This window comes from Candidatus Villigracilis proximus (assembly GCF_016717045.1).
Taxonomy (GTDB): domain Bacteria; phylum Chloroflexota; class Anaerolineae; order Anaerolineales; family Villigracilaceae; genus Villigracilis; species Villigracilis proximus.
Window position 1 is genome coordinate 318,889 of sequence record NZ_JADJUO010000004.1, and the last position, 20,433, is coordinate 339,321.

Sequence of the window (20,433 nt, forward strand, 5' to 3'; positions counted from 1 at the left end):
CACTTGCCCTGGCGGGCAGTGCCAGGGAGTGTCTGGGTGTTCTTTCTATCATTTCTGATAAAGACTTAAGTTAGGAGTTGAGCCGAAAATATAATAAAGACAAGCAATCCAAAGAGGATATAGTCCGCGCCAAGAACAATGCCAATCCAGGCAAAGGTTTTGCCTTTCTCTTCCCCATTTTTTCTGTATTTGTTTTAGCGCAAGAATACCGGTTAATAGCGCCACAGCTCCATAGAAATATTCCACAGAAACTGATAAACGCATAATGGCGCGGATGGTGTTGGCGTATGTTAGTGATGCTGGAAATGATTCCCGAACCATGCCGAAATCAAGCAGGGCTATTACGATAAACCCGCTTACAAAACTAATTATTGCCATGCGGTTTATTTTTGCAGTTTTTTCCATTGATCGTTCTCCTTTATTCTGAAATTCCAATTCGATCCATATAGCTTCGTAATAGACTTTTCGATAACGGGTCAGACGTACCTGTTGGCTGTCGTGGTGTGCTGTTAGTTCAATTTCCAGTTGACGGATATGTAACTGCAATTCAACAACCTGACGGCGCAGGTGCAAGATCACTTCAACGGCGGCTGGATCAACACCTAAGTCTGCTTGAAGTCGGCGTTGACTGCGCGACCTATAGTCTTCGTATGGACGGTACCAATATTTTTTTGAGGATGTGTTTTCGGGAGTCATAATTTGACCTCACCTGGTACAGCTTGTTTTTGGCGGGCTGAAGCCAATGCTGTGATGCTGTCTATTTCCTGATCGGTTAAGGCATTAGGTAGAACCAGTTTGACACGGGCAAACATATCGCCGCGCTTATTCAGGTCATGTAAATTAGGCATGCCCTTGCCGCGTATACGGAAAGTCTGGTTGGCATTGGTGCGCGGAGGAATCGTCAGAGTCAGCGGGCGTTCCAGAGCTGGAATGCGGATTTCTCCGCCTGCAATTGCTGTGAAGATATCCACTGCTGTGTCGAGGTGCAAATCGTCACCATCGCGCTCAAATAGTTCATTGGGTAAAACTTTGATGATTAAGTACAAATCTCCAGCTGCACCGTTGTTTTTTCCCGATTCGCCTCTACCAGACAGACGGACTCGCGTTCCAGTGCGGACTCCAGGTGGGATCACCGCCTGAATTTGATGTCGACCATTTCCAGTGAACGCTGTGCGCCACGGAAAGCCTCTTCCAGCGTCAGGTCCACTTCGTATTCAGCATCCCGCCCACGGCGCGGACGAGGCGGGGCACTTCGTCCATTACTGGCTTTGCTGCCAAAAATACTGGAGAAGAAATCTGAATATGGCGATGTGTTTCCAAAAAGGTCTTCAAGGTCTTCGGCGTTGGTGTGTTGAGTGTGTACGCCTTTATTGGGCTGCGCTGACCAGTTTTGCCAGTCGAAATCCTGTTGCTGTTGTCCGCCCGTCTTTTGCCATTGCTGATATTGTGCGCGCAACTCATCATATTTCTTGCGCTGTTTTACATCTGATAAAACCTGGTACGCCTCATTGATCGTTTTGAATTTTTCTTCCGCGTCTTTATTGCCCGGGTTTACATCAGGGTGATGCTTGCGCGCTAGCTTCCGAAAGGTTTGTTGAATTATTTTCTTGTCGGCAGTTGGTGCTACGCCCAATATTTCGTAATAATCCTTAAAATCCATGCGACACCGTTTTAATCTTTTTTTCTGTTCACTGTTTGGCCCTTCGTCATTTTTTAGATTGTCATTTGTAATAGACGGATTTAATTTTTGAGACAGGCTTTGCAATCATCCAGTACTCCAGGAATATTTTGAGGAGCACCGGATGATTAAGTTTGTATCTAAAATTATTTTGCAGTCACAGTTATCGTTACATACAGAACACAAAGAGTTCTGCTGCCGGAGACGATTGTCCAGGTGCTGCCATATAAACCGGGTTCGCCGGGGGCAACCATCTCCACGATGATTTGTCCACTTTCCCCGTCTTTGATGGTTTGAGTGAGATCATAACCAGCTTGTTTATGCATCTTTGTGCCGCTGATAAATTGGTAATCCACTGAATCTGTACGCCAATCATATCCACTGAGATTTCTGACTTCCCAGACTGTGCTGAAATTGCTGAGAGCCTTAACTGAATTTTTTGGTGCGGCAACCGTCACTGTGCAATAATTGCCTGAGGGTTGTCCGGTGGCAACCGGATTATCTTGATCCGCGAGTGTGGTGACGGCCACCCAAATCGTCTGACCAAAACGCTGCCCTTCGGCATTTTCAATCTGCCAGAATCCCTGATAGGTTAATGGATCTTTTGGCGCGATCAGGGTTACGCTTAAAGCAATGGTTTGTCCGGGAGCGACGTTTGTGGGAATATTTAATGGCTGTCCGCTCATTTGTGCAGCAGTCACATTTCCATAAGCATATAAGAATTGATAATCGGGCGTCCAGGTGCAGGTTCCGGTGTTTTGGACACGCCAGATTTTTACAAACCCTTCTTCAGGTGAGACGTAGGGCGGATTTTTCATATTGTTGTCGCCGTAGGTGACATCTGCAATAAATTTCATCCCATCCACACAAACAGGCGGATCAACCGTCGGGACAGGGGATACGGGGGTGGAAATAGATGGATTCGGCGCAAGCGGCGTGGATAAAATCCCGGTAAGGTCACTCTGAATATATTGTTGAATAAATCCCAGTATCGTCCCGTCAATGAGCATTTCATCCATGACTCGGTCGATCTCTGCCTTCAAGCGCGGCGTCTCTGCGCGCATTGCAATCGCCAGATTTTGCTGTTCAAATCCTTTGCCGGCCACACGCAGGTCCTGACGGGAGCCGTAGTAACTGGCTGTTGCCTGTCCAACGATTACTACATCAATCCGGTTTTCGATCAGATCTCGCACGGCTTCATCGGTCTGCATGTAACGAAATAATTTATCTGCGTTCATTAATCCGGTATCAACCAGTAGATTTTGCGCCATGCTTTCATACGTAGTGCCGCGTTGTACACCCACGCGAAATTTAGCCAGTTGATTGAAATCGGTGATGGTTGTTACGAGTGCGTCATTTCTTGCAAGAATCGCGGTTTCGTTGACATAGTAAATCGGTGAGAACGACATTTGACTGGCGCGTTCAGGTGTAACGGAGATGGCCGCAACTGCCAGATCGATCTGATTGATCTGTAATGCGCCGGGAAGTCCTTCAAAAGCATAGTTTTGGATTTCAACTGGAATTTGCAGGCGGCGTCCGATTTCTTCGATCAAAGCAATATCAAAACCCACCACTTGAAAATTAGGATCAATGGTACTAAAAGGCGGATAATGCCAGGATGTACCTACGACGATTTTATTGTTCGCCACAATACGATCCCAGACATCGTCACTCTGTGACGCAATACTTGCTGCGTCCGGTTCAGGCGTGGTACTTGGCACAAGCACCACAATCGGGGCTGCTGGAAGCGATGGAGAGCAGGAAGCAAGAAATAGACTTGCAATCAGCACTAACGGAAAAAATTTTAGAAACAGTGATTTCATATAATCTCCTTGGATTGAAAAATTATGCCTGGCTGGATTCTTAATTTCATCTAAAAATGGGCAGGGAATTTCAGCGAAATCCTAGATTCTGGTAGCCGAATTAATCCAGGGCAGAATATCAACCGTGAACTCATCGTATAACAAACACTCCCCGGCTGCATCCATCAGCTGGGGAGTGTTTGTCTCCGCCACTTAGGGGAGATGTTGAAGTTGAAAGGGGACGATAGGCAAAAGGTCAGAAGCGGCGGGCTTAAATCTGATTTTTCGCAATGGCAATTACCACTCCGAGAAATTGGTGGTCCTGGCTTATGTTGATTGAAAAATAGTATCCTGTGTCTGTAGAATTAGGTTCTGAAACCAGTTGATTTTCAGACAGGTTATATCTCTTAACCATATAGGCAAAGTCACCAGAAGATGTCAGATGAGATGCGATAACAATATCATTGTCCTGAGGTTGGTGGTTTTCATAAAAGAGCACGTAATCCCCGTTACAGATTGGAACGGGATGTGCGCCGCCCATGCTGTGACCTTCCACTTTTGCCCATCCATATTTCATCCCGGATCTGAGCATGATCTGATGGTCGATTCTGGCGGTTTTCTTGATGGTGTGTAGCACGTGAGGAACGTTTTCAATTTCAACTTCGCTTACTGCCACCATTTTTTCAGCGGGAGGATCTGCCCATACGACTCCTTTGGTTCCTCCCCGCACTGATTGATATACTGGAATCCACGGGAGCATAAGATAGTCTCTGTTTTTATCCGTCGGTTTTTCTTCGCGTTTCCCGCCTGTTGAACCAAGAGGGCCCGTCCCTAATTTTAAGGCGAGAGTTCTTTGTTCCTCAAGCTCCTTTTTGACCTGATCGCATCTCATAGCAGATTCGTAGTCCCCCTTGAGCAAGGTAATCTGCAGTAATCGGGCTGACGATTGCCAGCGCTTTGTCCAATTCAGCCAGATACAAATAGCCTTTTTTTTCTGTACGAAAAATAAGTCCCAGCACCCAATGTCCAACCGCTTCGTTCCAGGTCATGCCGCAAACTCTGAAATTTTCAATTGCCATAACGCTATATTTATTTGCCTCTTCAAACTCGTCAATAAACAGATGGCAATAAGCGTTTAGCAGGTAATAAAAAGGCAGTTCATCTTTGCTGCGGTTTTTTGAGCTAATCTCAACGTGTTGATTTAATTCCTTGAGAAGCAATTCTGCATCTGACATGGTTCTTAGCGCACAGGCTTTTATTTGAAGCCCGGTAATTCCGTCACTTTTATACTCAAGCCTTTCGATTGCATTCATAAAGTACAGATTCATTTTTTCACCAGTTTAGTTTTTAAGAATTTCTTTGATGTTTTCAATCGCATCATTTAAGTAAGCCGATGCATAGGGATCTCCCTGGTTTTGTTCTAATATTCTCGATAAAGCCAGTAGCGCAGAATCGTGCAAGGTATCTGGATTAGCCTTGCTTAGTTCATCTGCAATTTGCAGCAATAAACTGTGCTGTGCTTCCGCTTTCGCACTCTCAATAGACTTCTTCCCCTCTGCCCCGGCTGTTCCTCCGCGGATATCGGCTTTTGCTTTCCATTCAGCCATCCATTTTTCAATTCGTTTTTCGTTCACAGGAGACTCGATCATAAATTTCTCTATTTGCATGTCGATGAGGAAACTCCAGCATTCATTATTAACTCTTGGTCCAGTTCACTTCTTAATTTTTCGCGCTCCTGCATGGAGAGAATTTTTCCGGCAATACCCTGGTTTGCGGAAACAAACAGGTCTTCGAGGTGTCGTTTTGATATGTAATTAGCCAGCTTCCCTTGTACCTTTCCCCAGGCACCCTCCAGCCACTTGGATTGATATAACTCTTCAGATTGATCGCTTGTGTTTACTGCTCTCTTAACCTTGGTCCATTCAACCGCTTTACGCACACTTAGAGATGGACAAGGATACATGGGTGTGTTCTCTCCTGCGATTGTTCCATCGTCTCTTACTGAAACGGGCACCAGATCTTTGGAAGGAATATGTTGATGCGGATCGTCAATTTGACAAATAATATAATGCACAATCGAGTTGAGCGGCGGGGGAGTAGGTGGAATTCCAAATAAACGCCTGCGGATGAGTTTTTTTGAATTCGTGCCTTCAGGCGGCTTGTATAAAGTATCAAAAAAGATCACAACAAGATTAAAGATGTATAAAATCCCCGCCCCCGCAATCAGTAATGGAATTATTAATGTAATAAAAATAATTATTAATGGGTTTAAATGTACGTAGGCTAAACTGTTGAGCATAAAGCCGGGGGTGAATAAAATAAAAAATACTATCGACAAGGATATCCCCGCCAAAATATTAAAAATGATCAGGAACGATCTGCGTGCGTCATTCCATTGGGCTTGCTCAGCCGTGTAAAAATTTTGCCAGTTATCGGGGTTTGTGTCCATGTTTTTATCTCTGTGGCGGCGGGGGTTTGTTGCCAAGTAGTGATCGAAGCGATTCTAGTTTATTGGTTTCTTCACTTTTATCTTCCGTTTGCAATTGTTGATGCAGTGAGTTTTCGAGAGCGGTAATAAGCTGCATGGCTACAACATATTTTTTGGGAAGATTCGGATGCGCATTGCTGATTTTTTCCAGTCCATCTGCAATGGATGCCAGCAGGTTTGAGCGCGCATAGGCGGCGGCGCTTTCTTTGATATTTACCAACTGCGCATCAGCATGAGACTTTGTTTGCGAAATATCCTGCTCTATGTAAGATCGCCAGTTGTCAATTTGCTGCTGTAAAATAACTTTGGATTCATCGCTGTCAAATTGGAAATTAATAATCCTGGCCGCGATCAGGCTAATTCCATGAATTTTTAATTGTTGGGATGTATTGTTTTTTATATTTAGTGCAATGATGTCCAGGAGTTTAAATCCTGCTTGTCTTTATTGGTCTCCATAATTCATTTAGCGGATATATGGAAAGTTCTTTTCGAGCTGCTTCCTCTGCAACTGCCAGTGCCCATTGATCCCAATATATAATAGGATGACTTTTTGTTTCGTGAATGGAATATTTCACGCTTTCGATACTTAGGGCTGCGGTAACACGACTGCGGGAGTATTGATAATTCCCACTCTTGCGATCTGGTTTTTGAGCGCCTCGCAAGAGACTGTTCTTAAGGCGTAAAGCGCTGTACTCCTCATTTGTCCAAACAGCATTGTCTATAGAAAATACCGCCAATAATCTGGCTTGATATGGAATTCCATCCTGGGAAATTGATTCGATCAGTGAGGTGCGGATCTGGGGTCTAAGATCTATAATTTCATGGGGGCGTTCAAAGGGTTGTGTGTAAATTACGCCAGGACCGTCAACACGAGAAAACCGGGTTCCGGATGTTATTCCAACTGCTTGATGTGATTGCGCCCAAATCATGCCCGGCGAGCCAAACGTTTTGAAAAAATCCCCGTTAATTCGCTCTTCGGCAGTGCGGTCAGTTTCTTTGTTTATAACCCAGATTGGAAATTGAACTCCCCATAGATACCAAACCCGCATCTTGAATCTTTGCAAAGATTCTTTAGAATCGTCAGGGTTGGAAGCAGGGATGACCACCTGCGCAAGACAATACGCCCAGTAGTAAAGCAATGCGAATAATGGAGTGGATATCAGGAATAATCCAAGCCAGCTACCGTAGACCCAGCCAATTAGTAGTATCCCCAAATGCCCTGCAGAAATGTATAAACCGCGCCTTCCGCTGATTCTGTTGGTAGCCAGATAGGTTATTCCGCACGTAACAACAAAAAACTCAACCCATCGAAGAATTACAGAATGAGAAAAGTAAAAAACAGCAAGCAGAGTGGCTTGGATCGAGAGTGATAATAAGAAAAAATACAGGGAGTGGCCTAGTGAACGTGCCCATATTGATGTGCTGTTTCCCCCTCTTTGTTTTATTTGTTGAGTTGTATTCTTCTGTATCCATTTAATTGCCATGAATACATTGGCAATTAAAAGCGCAACTACTACCGTCCAAAACAGGTATTTGTCGAGGAGTGTGTTGAGATTTGCAAAAATTTTGCTAATCGCCTCCATATGGGTTGCCATCCCTTTTGACGAGCAATTTAAGTCTGGTTTATGTAAATTTAGTATATACTCCCGCAAATCCACTTGTCAATGACAAATGTCATAGATTTTGCAATAATTCCATTTGTTGGTTGAAGAGAAATAAGTGTAATGATCACTGGAATTTCCACGGCCATTTCTAACCGCTGAGGCACGAGTTCATAGAGTTTTTTGAAAGGTGTTGCCCAGCGGTCTCAATGCCTCAGTGGTAAAAAACCTTATCCATTATCGACGTTGAATAATCATCTTAAAAAGATGATGAATGATATTTAGCTCAATTGGCAGACTCCCATCTCTGGAGAAAATGTGGAGACTGTGATTTTTAATCATCGTCTATTTCTGTCCGCCCGTCTTTACGGTGCAGAGATCTGGGATGTGTGAGTTTGGAGAGGGATGTTTTTGCGGGGCCGGCAGAGAGCAGCATCAGGACGGTCATTAATATGGCGGACGTTAGACACCAGGCGCAGGTTGCGCCAATGACAAAGGGTTCAAGAAAGGTCAGGTAGGCTGAAAATAGCGTGCCAAAAACAATTATGGCAAACAGAGATATGGACGCCATATCTGCGTGCCAGCCTCTGGTGTATCGGGCGAGTATCCAACTGATGCTGATCGCTACATATCCCAGCAGTCCCAGCACGCCGATGGGTAGAATGCCAAAGAGACGCGCGTATTCGCTTTGTTGTACAGTGTTGCAGTCTCCCACGGGGCCACAGACGGCGGTAACTTGAGATGTTTCCACGTAAGCAAGGTAGCCAGCCACGCCGAAGCCTATGACGCATAACCCGGGAATGATCCATGCCCAGTTACTTTTTAGAGACAGGTTATATGTTTTTTGGAAAAGGAAAATAGTCGATACAATGGATGCAATCATGAGCACGAGAACAATAACGGCGATTGTATTGCCGATGGGGTCGCGGGAAAAATTTTCCTGCCAATTGGAAGTTTGGACATCGTGGGCGGTGAGTCCCGGAGTGGCTATCGGGGCGGTAACTGTTGAGGAAGCAGGGGCAGGCTCAGGGGTCGTTTGAAGCGTTTCTGTTTGCGTAGAAGCGGCTGCAGTTGCGGCATCCGCTTGTGTAGTTTGCGCGATGGCTTCGCTTAGTCCGGGAATATCAGGCCAGTCTACGCCGCCCTGTGTTAGATAAGATTCGACCAGACCGGGGAATTTTTCAGGGATGTCCAATGATCCGATCAGATATGTATTGTCAACGACCAGGAAGGGAACGCCGCCTTGTTGTAAGTTAAATTTTTTGCAATGCAGATAAAAATAGTGTCTGACCATTTTGCTGGGTAACATCAAGTCCAATGATTTGAAGCTGTTGTCCGTATTGTTCCATCATGGGCAGCAGGGTTTCGTTAATGACTTGTTGGCAATGCGGGCAGGTGGGGGAATAAAAAAGTATGGCGCGCACCACCGGCAGGTTTTGCTGTGCTTGTGCGTGCGTAATGGGAGCGATGAATAGACTAATAAGAAAAATAATGGAAGTTATGATGTGATACCGTTTCACTTTTTACTCCTTGCTGCATGTTGACTGATGTGTTATCCGGATTGTGTGCGATGATCTTAATTGTTATTTTTTGGATTGGTTCGCTGGCTTTGTTTTTCATTCGGGTAGTATGCGGGCGGTGTGCTCCAAAATTGAAAGCCGTTTCGTTCCACAATCTGTACCAGTCCGCTTGTTTCTAATTTTCTCAATGCATCTTTTACTTGATATGGCAGCCAACGCGCGAGGGTTCTTTCGAGTTCGTCCTGTCGCATTGGATGGCGTGTGATAATTCCTATGATGGCTTCGGCTATATTTTTATATCCGCTCAAATCAAAACTTCCTTCGGCTGGATGTACCACCTCGGCAATATTTCCAAAAATGGATATTGCCCGCATTAAGCCTTCCTCGTTTGCTGCCTGCACCCACGTTTCAACGGGCGGACGCGTTGGCAGGTTGATGTGTACAGCATCAGGTTTTACCTTTTGTAAAATTTCAGAAATTTTTTCAAGCGCCTGCGTTGAGTCGTTTAGCCCGCGCACCAACATGACCTCCACCCAGAGCTTGCCTTGATACTCTTTGCGAAATGCAATCAAGCCATCTACAAGCCGTTGAAATGTAATCTCAGGGTGCGGGCGGTTGATCTTGCGATATAGTTCCGCTGTGCCTGCATCGAGCGTTGGCAGCACTGCATCCGCAATGCTTAATTCCTGCCGGACTTCAGGTAGATATAACAAGGAACCATTGGTGATGACCGCCACTGGAAGTGGTGTGATCTTTTTTATAGAGCGGATGATTTCACCGAGACGGCTATGTAAAGTTGGTTCGCCTGAGCCAACGAAAGTTACCCAGTCAATTTCACCGTTTCGATATGAACCGAGAACCTGTTCGGCTTCGAGGAGCAGGTCATTCGCTGGAACATATTCGCTTCGCTGATTCGTCACCGGCAGGGAACGCCCCAGCTGACAATAGACACAATTCCAGTTGCAGGTTTTGAGCGGAATGGTGTCTATTCCCAGCGATTGACCCAAACGACGAGAGGGGACGGGGCGGAAGATATATTTCATTTTTTATCTGCGAAATTTTTACAGGATGTCAATTCTGCGAAAAAAATCCATGCTTATTGACATCCTGCTTTAAAGATACGGTCAAGTTAGTGCAGTTTTTCCACGTGGTCAATGATCTTTCCGTTTGCGTATGCCATTACGGCTTCGTCAACATCGGCAATATCTGTAATCATTGGGCGAATATTACGCGCTTTTATGCTTTCGTAAGCGCCTGTTCCCATCCCCCGGCATAACAATGCTTCGCAATCGGTGATGGCTTCAGACATTTGTAAATGTTTGTTATGAGAAGCAGCATCTGTCCCATGTGGTTGACCGGGCTTTTCCTCTTCATGCGGCTGGCTTGAAAAATGATTATGCCCCAGCTTGTCGCGCATTTCACGATTCACGATCTGACCATTTTCCACGGTTGCGACCAGGTAGTGTTGTGCGCGTCCAAAATGTTGACTGATGGTTTTTCCATCATCGGTAATTACAGCAATTTTCATTGAAAAATCTCCTTGATTTGAATCTATTTTGCAATCCGGCTAAAACGTTTTTGATTTGAATAGCTGGAGAAACAATCTGGTTGGGGGCATCCATAGAGCGCCCAAGAGCACGCCTATTTCAGTCCATAAACTGCTGCCTGAAGTGGATTTGCCGGTGAAGCGGCTGAGCAAGGCATCAAAAGTATTGCCAAGTAAATTTCCAAATGTGATCATACGCAAATACGTCATAATATCGTTGGCGGTTTCTTCACCGTAATATGAAGTGACACGTTGCCAGGCGGCAGGGTCGGGCTTGCAGCACGACTCGGCATAATGTTGGGCGAAGGTCAGAGCTACCGCTTCGCTTTCTGGAAAATTCCCCAGTTCAAGCGCCATGATCTTTTGCAGTTCACTATCTGGAATTCCAGCTGCCAGCGCCGCTCGTGCATGTCCGTAGGAACAATAGCGGCACCCGTTAACGCTGGTAACGACCATCATAATTTTTTCTGCGAAGGCATGGCTGATCCGTCCGCCGCGTGCCGCGCTGCGCAAAGAGTCCATGTGGTCAAAGATACTTTTTACGTCAGATGTGAAATTTGGCAGGGTGTAAATGCGCTTATTAAAGATTGCTCTATTCATTATTGAATTCCTTTTCTTTGCTAGCCATCTTTTTTTGCTCGGGGCTTCCCGTGCATGGAGGATGGCTGGTTGTATTGAATGTTGTGCGGCTAATCAGGCAGTTTGTGTTTTGTGAAAAAAGTAAATTGTCAATGCCCAGCCGAGTATAAGTGCTGGTGTTACAAATTCCACAAATGGCAGCCACTTGATGTCTACTCTCATTTGCCGGCTGGAAATGATCACAAGTAAAGTTAATAAAGCTGGCGAAATAACGAACAACCATGACAACAAAATCTTTGTTTGCATGTCACATCTCCTTGATTATGGCGTTGGATACGCTTGTATTAAGAAATGGCGCTCTGTTGCATTATCGCGAACGTCCATCGGGCAGAGCATCAGCAAAATACGCGAGGAAGTACGGTCAGGGTTTTTCCATTGGTGGGGAAGGTAGGCTTCAAATACAAGGCTGTCTCCCGTCCCTAATAAATACCCCTGATTGTTTACTGTGTAGTTCACATGTCCTTCAATGCAGTATACAAACTCTCGTCCAGTATGGACGATGGGGCTCTTGCCGCTGTCAGCGCCGGGGTTTAATGTAACGATTAAGGGTTCAGCCCCAAAATGCGGCATTCCGGCTGCTAGGTCTTCCATTGTGCTGTGTTCAAACAAAACAAGCGGACGGTGCCCCTGTTTTTGGTAAACCAATTCCTTGCTCTCATGATTTGTTTGGAAGAATTCAGTGATGGAGACATGCAGGCTTTGCGCCAATTGCTGCAAAGTGCTTACACTGGGAGATGTGCGCTCGTTTTCGATCAAACTCAAGGTGTTGATGTTTAGTCCACTCATCTCGGCCAGGATGCGCATAGACAGCCCACGTTGACCGCGAATCTTCCGCAATCGTTGACCTACACTAATTGCATCATCTGGTTTGGGCGTGCTGCCTGGATCTTCCACTCTCGCTCTTTTATTTGCTTGTGCAGGTTGGTTGTTTTTTAGATAATGGGTTTTATCTGCCATGAAATAGCCTTTTGATACATTAAGCTTATACCAATATTATAGTACAAGATGTAATTTTTATGTTATATATTTACTGTTTTTTTGTGTAAATTATGTATAGTTCATACAAAAAGTAAAATTAATCCAAGTTGCGGCCTTGTAGAATTTGCACAAGTTTTAACGCCAAGGCGCAGAGTCGCAAAGGAAAAAACAATAGAATCTTAGCGTCTCCCTGGCACCGCCCGCCACTACGGCCCCCGAACTGAAACGAGTGGAGGGCAGGTGTTGCGACTTTGCGTTAAGAATCCCGACTAAAAGCGACTCAAAAAATGAAGGTAGCGACTTGAGTAAAAATTAATAATGACTGGGCAAATAGAAAACGCAGTAAAAATGGAGGGATCTCTTTTCGTTTACTGATTCGAGATGAGCGTTTGTTACATTTATCACATTGAAATTTGACAAAATGTACTAGGCTAGGTCGGACTGCAGGAATACACTATAGCAGACAGTGGCAAACAATAGCAATATATTGCAAATTATGGAAAACCTTCTTACTGCAAAGCAAGTTCAAGAGTTACTAAATGTAGACCGCACCACAATCTATCGAATGCTCAAAGACAGGCGCTTGACTGGTGTAAAGGTGGGTCAACATTGGCGTTTTTCTGCGCGTGATGTAAATGACGTTCTTGAGGGTACTGTCCGTTTGAATGAAACGGAAGTCCCTTTGTCTGGGGGTATTCTGCCTCTGCATTGTATGCAGCCCGTGCAGGATGTCTTTGCAGAGATTGCACAGGTTGGTGCAGTGACTGCCGATAAAAACGGAAATGCTCTGACTCGTATTAGTAATTCCTGTGATTTTTGCAAATTGATCATGGGCAGTGATGAAGGCCGTGTGGCTTGCTTGGAGTCTTGGGGCAGGTTGGTCGCTCAGGAAGATGCTGCTCCGGAATTTACAACATGTCATGCGGGCTTGCAGTATGCGCGTGCTCGCATAGAAGTTCGGTCGGAATTAATCGCCATTTTGATCGCCGGGCAATTTTACATACAGAAACCGGAAACAGAAGAAGAGAATCTGCGTATTGAAGCGTTGGCTCGCAAGTATCACATCAGCCAGGATCTGTTGATGCAAGCCTCAAAACAAATATCCGTGCTGGGAGATCGTAAGATTCCGCAGATCAGTGGGTGGTTGGAACGTGTTGCAAGTACGTTTGAACAAATTAGCTCTGAACGTGTTAATCTCATGGGCCGTTTACGGCAGATCGCCGAAATGAGCATCATTGAATAAATAATCTTAAGGAGAAAAAAATAATGTCTTTCAACTTTGATCAAGAACTCGATTGTAGTGGCCTGGCCTGCCCAATGCCAATTTTGAAAACCAAAAAAGCAGTGGACGCCCTTCAACTTGGGCAGGTACTCAAAATGATCGCGACTGACCCAGGATCATTGCCCGATATTCAAGCATGGACATCCAAAACTGGCCATGAACTGGTTGGACATGAAGAGGACGCCGGAAAATTCACCTTTTTCATCAAACGAACCAAATAAAAAAAGCCTGCTGAACAGCGGGCTTTTTTTATTGCACTGTAATCCACCTGATTTCGATGTGATTTGTCTTTTTCGCAAAAAGGAGTAAACATGACAGAGAAAACTGAAAAGTTAATTTTGATGTGTACACATGGGCCGGAAGATCCAGAGCGCGCCACGATCCCGTTTGTGATGGCAACCGCCGCCCAGGCCTCTGATGTGGAAGTGGTGCTTGGTTTCCAGGCAAATGGCGTGATGTTAATCCGCGAAGGCATTGCCCAGCATGTATTTGCGGCCGGTTTTCCTCCACTTAAAGAATTACTAGACATCTATCTTGAGAGCGGCGGCAAATTGCTGGTATGCGGACCTTGCGTCAAATCCCGCCAGATTGACCCGGAAAAAGAGTTTATTAAGGGTGCAGTTATTGTAAATGCAGCGACATTTGTAAAGGAATGTGCTGAAGCGACCAACGTACTGGTTTATTAGGAGAGCAAAATGGCAAAACGAATGGCAATTATCTCAACTCACGGCAGCCTGGATGCCGCTTACCCTCCCTTGATCCTTGCCACCGCCGCAGTGGCAATGGATATGGAAGTGGCAATTTTCTTCACTTTCTACGGATTGGAAATCATCAAAAAAGGCAATGCTGATAAATTGCAAGTCTCACCGATTGCGAATCCCGCCATGCCTCAACCGATCCCCGGCATTTCTGTCCCCAATATTATCGGCATGTTGCCCGGCATGACTGCTGTAGCCACTGGCATGATGAATGGCTGGATGAAAAAAGCCAATGTTGCCAAGCTTAGCGAATTGCTTGAAATAGCCGTCGAAAGCGGTGTGCGTATCATTGCCTGCCAGATGAGCATGGATGTGATGGGCATCAAAAAAGAAGAATTGATTGACGGTGTTGAAGTTGCCGGCGCGGCAGCCTTCATTGAATTCGCCGCTGATGATGCAATTGCACTGACATTCTAAAAAATTAAATAGGAGAACTTCAAAATGGCTGACGAAAAAATTCTCATTGTAATGACCAGCGGACCGGATACTCCGCGCCGCTGTGCCACACCTTTCTTTTTTGCCACACTGGCTGCGGCAATGGAATATGAAGTGACCATGTTCTTCACGATTGATGGCACACTTTTGCTCAAAAAAGGCATGGCTGAAACTGTCTTCCCCAAAGCCGGCGGCAAACCTGTCAGCGGCTTCATTCAGGATGCACTGGACGCGGGCGTGAAATTCACAGCTTGCACCGCCTCCACCGAATTGCATGATATCAAACCCGAAGACTTGATCGATGGCATAAAAATGGTCGGCGGTGCGTTCATGTGGCAATTGGCTGAAGACGCCAAAACCACGATGACTTTCTAAGGAGCTAACCATGACTGAAGTAAGAGGTTGCAACCTCCCTGAAGATTTGTACTACCTGATCGATAAACACGTCTGGGCCAAACCGATGGAAGACGGAACGCTTCGCGTCGGAATGACAGCTGTTGCCGCTAAATTGGCAGGATCCAATCTGGCAGGTGTCACCGTCAAAGCCAAGAATATAGGTCAGGAAATTGCACAAGGCAAAAGTGTTGCCACTGTAGAAAGCAGCAAATTTGTTGGACCAGCCACCGCCCTTGTGACATGTGTCTTACTCCGTGGCAATGAAAACTTAGCCGCCGATCCGAATTTCGTTACACGCGATCCCTACGGCGAAGGCTGGATCGCAGAGATCAAGCCCGCCAATTGGGATGCCGATAAAGGTTCCCTCGCCACTGGCGCTGACGGCATCGCCGCCTATCAAGCCAAATTGGAAGCCGATAATATTTCCTGTTCATAATCATAGCAGGTTACGTTTATAGCGTAGCCTAAAAAATTTGGAGGAGAACATGCCCGACGAAACGATTAAACAAAGTCTTGCGAAACAGGGCGTTTCAAGACGTGATTTCTTGAAACTAAGCGGATTGCTGGCAGCAGCCATGGGGTTGCAAGCCGCACCCGTGGAAGCGAGTGGCCTGCCCGTTTCTCTCAACGCTCCAGCAAGCGGCTATCAGGAACAGGCGATCCTACATGCGATTGAAACCAAACAACGCCTGCCTGTCATCTGGCTTGAATTTCAGGACTGCACAGGATGTACCGAAGCTGTCTCGCGCAGTGTTTCGCCCAGCCTGGGAAATTTGGTTCTTAACACACTCACCATTGAATATCACGAAACACTTTCTGCGGCGGCTGGCTTTCAAGTAGAACAAGCCAAGAAAGACGCCATGGAAAAATATGCGGGGCAATATGTTCTTGTGGTTGAAGGCAGTATTCCAACCGATAATGATGGCTCATACTGCGTCATTGGCGGCAGGTCGGCTGTGGACATTTTGAAAGAAGCAGCAGCTGGCGCAGCGGCGATCATTGCTGTTGGAAATTGCGCTGCATATGGCGGACTTCCGAAAGCCAAACCAAATCCAACGGGCGCCAAAGGCGTTTGGGAACTCATCACCGACAAGGCAGTTGTAAATATCTCTGGCTGCCCTGCTATTCCCGAAGCCACTACTGGTGTAATTGCTCACTTTGCTGTCTTTGGAACTCTCCCTAAACTTGACAAACTCAATCGTCCTTTAACTTTCTACGGCAAGACCGTTCATGATCGCTGCCTGCGCCGCCCGTTCTACGAAGCTGGCAAGTTTGCGCTTTCCTTCGATGATGAAGGCGCGCGAGAAGGTTACTGTCTATACAAACTCGGTTGCAAAGGCCCAACAACTTATAACGCCTGCGCGACCATTAAATGGGATCAGGGTCTTTCCTTCCCAATTCAATCGGGTCACCCGTGCCTTGGTTGCTCTGAACCCAACTTCTGGGATGGCGGCGGATTCTACGAGGGGCAGTCTGCTCCGTTGGATCGCCCGACCATTGCTGCGGTTGGCGCGGCAATTGGCGCTGGCGCTGCGCTGGGAATTGGTACGGCGCTGGTCAATCAATCCAAGAAGAAAGCCAAAAAAGGAGAATCATAATGAGCTCACAAGCTGTTCTCGAATTTGCGCGTGGTCCATTCTTCTACTTCGCACTGTTGTTCATGCTGTTCGGGCTGGCGTATCGCCTGTTTAGTGTGATCAGCCTCGGGTGGAGTAAGGACCGAGTCGTCCCGATGGGAAGCAAATCCAAAGGCGTCGTCATCACCTTTTTGAAGGCGTTCCTCATCTGGCCCTTCATCCCCTGGGTAAAAATACTTTCAACCGCAACCCGTTGATCTACATCGGCGGTGGTTTGTTCCATCTCAGCCTGTTCGTGGTGATTATTTTGGGCGCGCCGCACATGCTGGTTTGGAAGAGCTTGATCGGCTTGGGTTGGCCCACTCTGCCCCTGCCCGTCGTAGATTGGATGGCAGCAGTGGGAATCATTGCGATGGTAATTTTGCTGATTAATCGCCGGATCCATCCCGTCCTCAAACTGATCTCTGGTCCTGCTGAATTTTTTGCGTGGCTGTTTGTTTTCCTGCCGATGATCACAGGCTACATGATGACCCATCATATCGGCGGTTCGTACGAAGCGCTGTATGCCCGTCACATGATTACAGTGGATGTGCTGATGATCTGGATTCCATTGAGCCGCATTTCGCATTTCGTGTTTTACTTCTTCTCGCGCGCCATTCACGGTCAGGAATTTGGCAAGCGCGGTGTGGCTGTGTAGGAGGTGAATAATGTCTACAACTGAAAAAGCAATGGAAGCCTTCGTACATGAAACTGGCGGCTGGGTGGCTGCTCAACTGGAAGCCTGCACCCGCTGCGGCATGTGCGCTGAAGCCTGTCATTTTTATCAGGCGACTGGCAACCCTGAATACGCGCCTGTTTGGAAAATGGAACTCTTGCGCCGCGCGTACGAACAACGCTTCACTCTGGTCGGCGGAATCAAACTTTCTTTAGGTTTGGATAAGCCCATCACCGATGAAGAACTCGCTCACTGGAGCGATCTTAACTATGAAGCCTGCACCGTCTGTAACAAATGCTCGATGGTCTGCCCAATGGGAATTGACATCGGCACACTGTTGCACGGAATGCGCGCAGGTCTCGCTGCGGCGGGAGATGTCCCTGCTGATCTGGCAGCTGCAGTGACCAAGCAAGTTAATGAAGGAAGTCCGCTTGGCATGACCGACACCGTTTGGGATCAACGCCTCGAATGGGTTGCTGACGAATGGGAAGTTGAAATCCCACGCGATGTGAAAGACGCGACCACGATGGTCGTTTTCTCCTCCATCGAAGTAATGAAGTTCCCAGCTAACGTTGCCGCGATTGCGAAAATTCTCAACAAGGCTGGCGAAAAATGGACAGTCAGCAGCAAGGCGCGTGAAATCGTCAACTTTGGTTTCTATGAAGGCAGCGAAGAGCACACTAAATTATTCCTCAACCGCGTACTCGATGGCGCAAAAGATTTGAATGTCAAGCGTATCGTGGTAACCGAGTGCGGACATGCGTATGATGCCCTGCGTTGGCATGCCGCCAACTGGATTCCCGAAGCAAGCAACTTTGAAGTCATTCATATCACTGGCGTTTTAGGTGAATTGATCGGCAGTGGACGAATCAAGATCAAGCCTGGTTTCTTTAATGACGGCGGCAAGATCACCTTCCACGATGCCTGCAAGATTCAACGCAAAGGCGGACATATTCAGGAACCGCGTGATATTCTCAAAGTGCTGGCTCCCGATGCCTTTATCGAAATGACACCCAACCGCGAAGAGTCTGTTTGTTGCGGCGGCGGTGGCGGTGTGATTGCAGTCAAAGCTGCTGACCCTGTCCGCTATGCTTCGTTTGAGTTGAAGATCGATCAGGTGAACACAGTCAGCGCCAAGACAGTCGCAATGACTTGTTCCAACTGCCGCTTGCAGTTCACAGACAGCGTTGACCACTTCAAGTTGGACTGGAAAGTCGCTGGACTATCTCAGATGGTCGCAGACGCGTTGGAAGAGTAGGAGATAAAACATGGCACAAAGAATTGTTGTTGACCCCATTACCCGCATCGAAGGACATCTTCGCATCGAAGCCGAACTTGATGCCGAGAACAAAATCAGCAAGGCGTATTCCGCAGGTACGATGGTGCGCGGTATCGAAATCATTTTGAAGGGACGCGACCCGCGCGATGCCTGGGCATTTGCTCAGCGCACTTGCGGCGTCTGCACCACCGTCCACTCTTTTGCATCAATCCGCTCGGTGGAAGATGCGTTGAACATCCCCATTCCAAAGGCTGCCAATCTCATCCGCAATTTGATGATTACCCAGCAGTACGTCCACGATCATGTGATGCATTTTTATCACCTGCACGCGTTGGATTGGGTGGATGTTGTAAATGCGCTTCAAGCCGACCCGACAGCGACCTCTGCCATTCAGCAGAGCATCTCCCCGTGGGCGAATTCTTCCCCGCGTACTTCAAAGATGTGCAGAACAAAGTGAAGGGCATCGTCGAAAGCGGACAACTCTCCATTTTTGCAAATGCCTATTGGGGACATCCCGCCTACAAACTGCCGCCTGAAGTTAATCTATTGGCAGTGGCGCATTACCTTGAAGCCCTTGAAGCACAGAAGACCTTCACCAAGATTCATACTATTTTCGGCGGCAAAAATCCGCACCCGAACTTTGTGGTTGGCGGCGTACCCATGCCGATTGACCTCAATAGTGACACCGCGCTCAACGCCGAACGTCTTTCCATCATCAAAGACAGCATTGACCGCATGATCCAATTCGTCAACCAGGTTTACATTCCTGATCTGCTGGCGATCGCTCCCTACTATTTGGAATATGCAGGACTCGGCGAAGGTGTTGGCAATTTCCTGACCTGGGGCGAACTGCCCGGCACAGACATCAAAGACACTTCGAAATTTGTTGTGCCGCGCGCGGTCATTATGAACCGTGACCTGACTCATATCGAAGAGCCGAATCCAAATGACTTTGATATGATGAAAGAGTTTGTTGCTCACTCTTGGTACAAACAAAGTGTTGGCGACAAGGAAGGTTTGCATCCCTTCAAAGGCGAAACTGAATTCAACTTCACAGGACCCAAACCGCCCTATGAGCAATTGGAAGTCGAACAGAAATACTCCTGGCTCAAATCCCCGCGTTGGGCAGATACTCCCATGGAAGTTGGTCCGCTGGGGCGTGTGCTCGCCATGTATGCCAGTGGTCACAAGCAGACTCAGGACTTGACCAATTTCGTCCTCAAGCAGTTAGATGCTCCGCTTGAAGCCGTCTTCTCAACACTCGGACGCACCGCCGCACGCGGTATCGAAACCGTTGTCTTTGCAGATGAAATGCTTAAGAATTACAACGAACTGATTGACACGATCAAGGCAGGTGACACCAGAACCTTCAATGGCGACAAATGGGAGCCCACTACCTGGCCCTCTCACGCTGAAGGCTTTGGTTTCATGGAAGCCCCACGCGGCGCACTCGGTCATTGGGTCGTGATTGACAACGGCAAGATCGAGAACTACCAGATGGTTGTCCCGACCACCTGGAACGCATCTCCGCGAGATCACAAGGAACAGGCTGGACCATACGAAATGTCACTCGTTGGCACACCGCTTGCCAAGCCTGAATGGCCGCTGGAAATTTTGCGCACCATCCACTCGTTTGACCCATGTATGGCTTGTGCCATCCACATGGTGGATGCAGACGGCAATGACCTTGGCGAAACTGCAACCGGCATGAATGTTTGCATAAGCTAAAAAACAATTTA

The 20,433-nt window shown here is 47.0% G+C and carries 27 protein-coding genes and 1 pseudogene; 11 read left to right on the plus strand and 17 right to left on the minus strand.

Annotation, left to right across the window (positions count from 1 at the left end; all coding sequences use genetic code 11):
- Positions 1-48: 48 nt before the first annotated feature.
- The 17 genes from IPL71_RS05920 to IPL71_RS06000 form a co-directional block, all read right to left on the minus strand.
- Positions 49-696: a chaperone modulator CbpM gene (locus tag IPL71_RS05920; protein WP_345319774.1), complete on the minus strand. Its 648-nt coding sequence runs from the start codon at positions 694-696 to the stop codon at positions 49-51.
- Positions 693-1,133, minus strand: a complete 441-nt coding sequence (locus tag IPL71_RS05925; RefSeq protein ID WP_345319776.1) for a J domain-containing protein — start codon at positions 1,131-1,133, stop codon at positions 693-695. Before IPL71_RS05925 ends, IPL71_RS05920 begins: the two co-directional genes overlap by 4 nt.
- Positions 1,130-1,660, minus strand: coding sequence for a DnaJ domain-containing protein (locus IPL71_RS05930; RefSeq protein WP_345319778.1), 531 nt, complete (start codon positions 1,658-1,660; stop codon positions 1,130-1,132). The genes IPL71_RS05925 and IPL71_RS05930 overlap by 4 nt, the downstream gene beginning before the upstream one ends.
- Before the next feature lie 164 nt (positions 1,661-1,824).
- A complete protein-coding gene (locus IPL71_RS05935) occupies positions 1,825-3,501 on the minus strand; it encodes an NBR1-Ig-like domain-containing protein (protein ID WP_345319780.1) in 1,677 nt (558 codons plus the stop codon).
- Between the two features lie 250 nt (positions 3,502-3,751).
- Positions 3,752-4,372, minus strand: coding sequence for a S24 family peptidase (locus IPL71_RS05940; protein ID WP_345319782.1), 621 nt, complete (start codon positions 4,370-4,372; stop codon positions 3,752-3,754).
- A complete protein-coding gene (locus IPL71_RS05945) occupies positions 4,341-4,808 on the minus strand; it encodes a hypothetical protein (RefSeq protein ID WP_345319784.1) in 468 nt (155 codons plus the stop codon). Before IPL71_RS05945 ends, IPL71_RS05940 begins: the two co-directional genes overlap by 32 nt.
- Positions 4,809-4,820: 12 nt before the next feature.
- Positions 4,821-5,147: a hypothetical protein gene (locus IPL71_RS05950; RefSeq protein ID WP_345319785.1), complete on the minus strand. Its 327-nt coding sequence runs from the start codon at positions 5,145-5,147 to the stop codon at positions 4,821-4,823.
- The gene (locus IPL71_RS05955; RefSeq protein ID WP_345319787.1) at positions 5,138-5,818 is read right to left on the minus strand and encodes a hypothetical protein; all 681 of its coding nucleotides are present in this window, start codon (positions 5,816-5,818) and stop codon (positions 5,138-5,140) included. Before IPL71_RS05955 ends, IPL71_RS05950 begins: the two co-directional genes overlap by 10 nt.
- A 115-nt stretch (positions 5,819-5,933) precedes the next feature.
- A complete protein-coding gene (locus IPL71_RS05960) occupies positions 5,934-6,188 on the minus strand; it encodes a hypothetical protein (protein ID WP_345319789.1) in 255 nt (84 codons plus the stop codon).
- Positions 6,189-6,393: 205 nt separating this feature from the next.
- Entirely contained in the window at positions 6,394-7,551 is a 1,158-nt protein-coding gene (locus tag IPL71_RS05965; RefSeq protein ID WP_345319790.1) for an SPFH domain-containing protein, read from the minus strand.
- Between the two features lie 352 nt (positions 7,552-7,903).
- The gene (locus IPL71_RS05970; protein WP_345319792.1) at positions 7,904-8,863 is read right to left on the minus strand and encodes a vitamin K epoxide reductase family protein; all 960 of its coding nucleotides are present in this window, start codon (positions 8,861-8,863) and stop codon (positions 7,904-7,906) included.
- Entirely contained in the window at positions 8,823-9,089 is a 267-nt protein-coding gene (locus tag IPL71_RS05975) for a YbbN family protein (protein ID WP_345319794.1), read from the minus strand. The genes IPL71_RS05970 and IPL71_RS05975 overlap by 41 nt, the downstream gene beginning before the upstream one ends.
- 56 nt (positions 9,090-9,145) lie before the next feature.
- Complete coding sequence (locus IPL71_RS05980) at positions 9,146-10,132, minus strand: radical SAM protein (protein WP_345319796.1); 987 nt, start codon at positions 10,130-10,132, stop codon at positions 9,146-9,148.
- 86 nt (positions 10,133-10,218) lie between these two features.
- Positions 10,219-10,617, minus strand: a complete 399-nt coding sequence (locus IPL71_RS05985; RefSeq protein WP_345319797.1) for a NifB/NifX family molybdenum-iron cluster-binding protein — start codon at positions 10,615-10,617, stop codon at positions 10,219-10,221.
- A gap of 39 nt (positions 10,618-10,656) precedes the next feature.
- Positions 10,657-11,235 carry a carboxymuconolactone decarboxylase family protein gene (locus IPL71_RS05990; protein WP_345319798.1) on the minus strand — a complete coding sequence of 193 codons (579 nt, stop codon included), beginning with the start codon at positions 11,233-11,235 and terminating at the stop codon, positions 10,657-10,659.
- A gap of 93 nt (positions 11,236-11,328) precedes the next feature.
- Positions 11,329-11,520 carry a hypothetical protein gene (locus IPL71_RS05995; RefSeq protein WP_345319800.1) on the minus strand — a complete coding sequence of 64 codons (192 nt, stop codon included), beginning with the start codon at positions 11,518-11,520 and terminating at the stop codon, positions 11,329-11,331.
- A 15-nt stretch (positions 11,521-11,535) separates the two neighbouring features.
- The gene (locus tag IPL71_RS06000) at positions 11,536-12,231 is read right to left on the minus strand and encodes a cupin domain-containing protein (protein WP_345319801.1); all 696 of its coding nucleotides are present in this window, start codon (positions 12,229-12,231) and stop codon (positions 11,536-11,538) included.
- 517 nt (positions 12,232-12,748) lie between these two features.
- On the opposite strand from IPL71_RS06000, the gene IPL71_RS06005 reads away from it, so the two are divergent.
- The 11 genes and pseudogenes from IPL71_RS06005 to IPL71_RS06055 all read left to right on the plus strand — a co-directional run bounded on the left by IPL71_RS06005 (position 12,749) and on the right by IPL71_RS06055 (position 20,422).
- Positions 12,749-13,495: a PocR ligand-binding domain-containing protein gene (locus IPL71_RS06005; RefSeq protein ID WP_345319803.1), complete on the plus strand. Its 747-nt coding sequence runs from the start codon at positions 12,749-12,751 to the stop codon at positions 13,493-13,495.
- Between the two features lie 23 nt (positions 13,496-13,518).
- Entirely contained in the window at positions 13,519-13,755 is a 237-nt protein-coding gene (locus tag IPL71_RS06010; RefSeq protein ID WP_345319805.1) for a sulfurtransferase TusA family protein, read from the plus strand.
- Positions 13,756-13,845: 90 nt separating this feature from the next.
- Positions 13,846-14,220 carry a DsrE family protein gene (locus IPL71_RS06015; RefSeq protein ID WP_345319807.1) on the plus strand — a complete coding sequence of 125 codons (375 nt, stop codon included), beginning with the start codon at positions 13,846-13,848 and terminating at the stop codon, positions 14,218-14,220.
- A 9-nt stretch (positions 14,221-14,229) separates the two neighbouring features.
- Positions 14,230-14,709, plus strand: coding sequence for a DsrE/DsrF/DrsH-like family protein (locus tag IPL71_RS06020; RefSeq protein ID WP_345319809.1), 480 nt, complete (start codon positions 14,230-14,232; stop codon positions 14,707-14,709).
- Positions 14,710-14,733: 24 nt separating this feature from the next.
- Positions 14,734-15,102 (plus strand): DsrE family protein, encoded by a 369-nt coding sequence (locus IPL71_RS06025; RefSeq protein ID WP_345319811.1) that lies wholly within the window; start codon positions 14,734-14,736, stop codon positions 15,100-15,102.
- A 10-nt stretch (positions 15,103-15,112) separates the two neighbouring features.
- Positions 15,113-15,559: a biotin/lipoyl attachment domain-containing protein gene (locus tag IPL71_RS06030; protein WP_345319813.1), complete on the plus strand. Its 447-nt coding sequence runs from the start codon at positions 15,113-15,115 to the stop codon at positions 15,557-15,559.
- Positions 15,560-15,608: 49 nt separating this feature from the next.
- Positions 15,609-16,721: a hydrogenase small subunit gene (locus IPL71_RS06035; RefSeq protein WP_345319815.1), complete on the plus strand. Its 1,113-nt coding sequence runs from the start codon at positions 15,609-15,611 to the stop codon at positions 16,719-16,721.
- A complete protein-coding gene (locus IPL71_RS06040) occupies positions 16,721-16,957 on the plus strand; it encodes a hypothetical protein (protein ID WP_345319817.1) in 237 nt (78 codons plus the stop codon). Before IPL71_RS06035 ends, IPL71_RS06040 begins: the two co-directional genes overlap by 1 nt.
- Positions 16,954-17,397 (plus strand): hypothetical protein, encoded by a 444-nt coding sequence (locus IPL71_RS06045; RefSeq protein ID WP_345319819.1) that lies wholly within the window; start codon positions 16,954-16,956, stop codon positions 17,395-17,397. The genes IPL71_RS06040 and IPL71_RS06045 overlap by 4 nt, the downstream gene beginning before the upstream one ends.
- 10 nt (positions 17,398-17,407) lie before the next feature.
- The gene (locus tag IPL71_RS06050) at positions 17,408-18,673 is read left to right on the plus strand and encodes a (Fe-S)-binding protein (protein ID WP_345319821.1); all 1,266 of its coding nucleotides are present in this window, start codon (positions 17,408-17,410) and stop codon (positions 18,671-18,673) included.
- Between the two features lie 10 nt (positions 18,674-18,683).
- Positions 18,684-20,422, plus strand: a pseudogene (locus IPL71_RS06055) (nickel-dependent hydrogenase large subunit).
- Positions 20,423-20,433 lie beyond the last annotated feature (11 nt).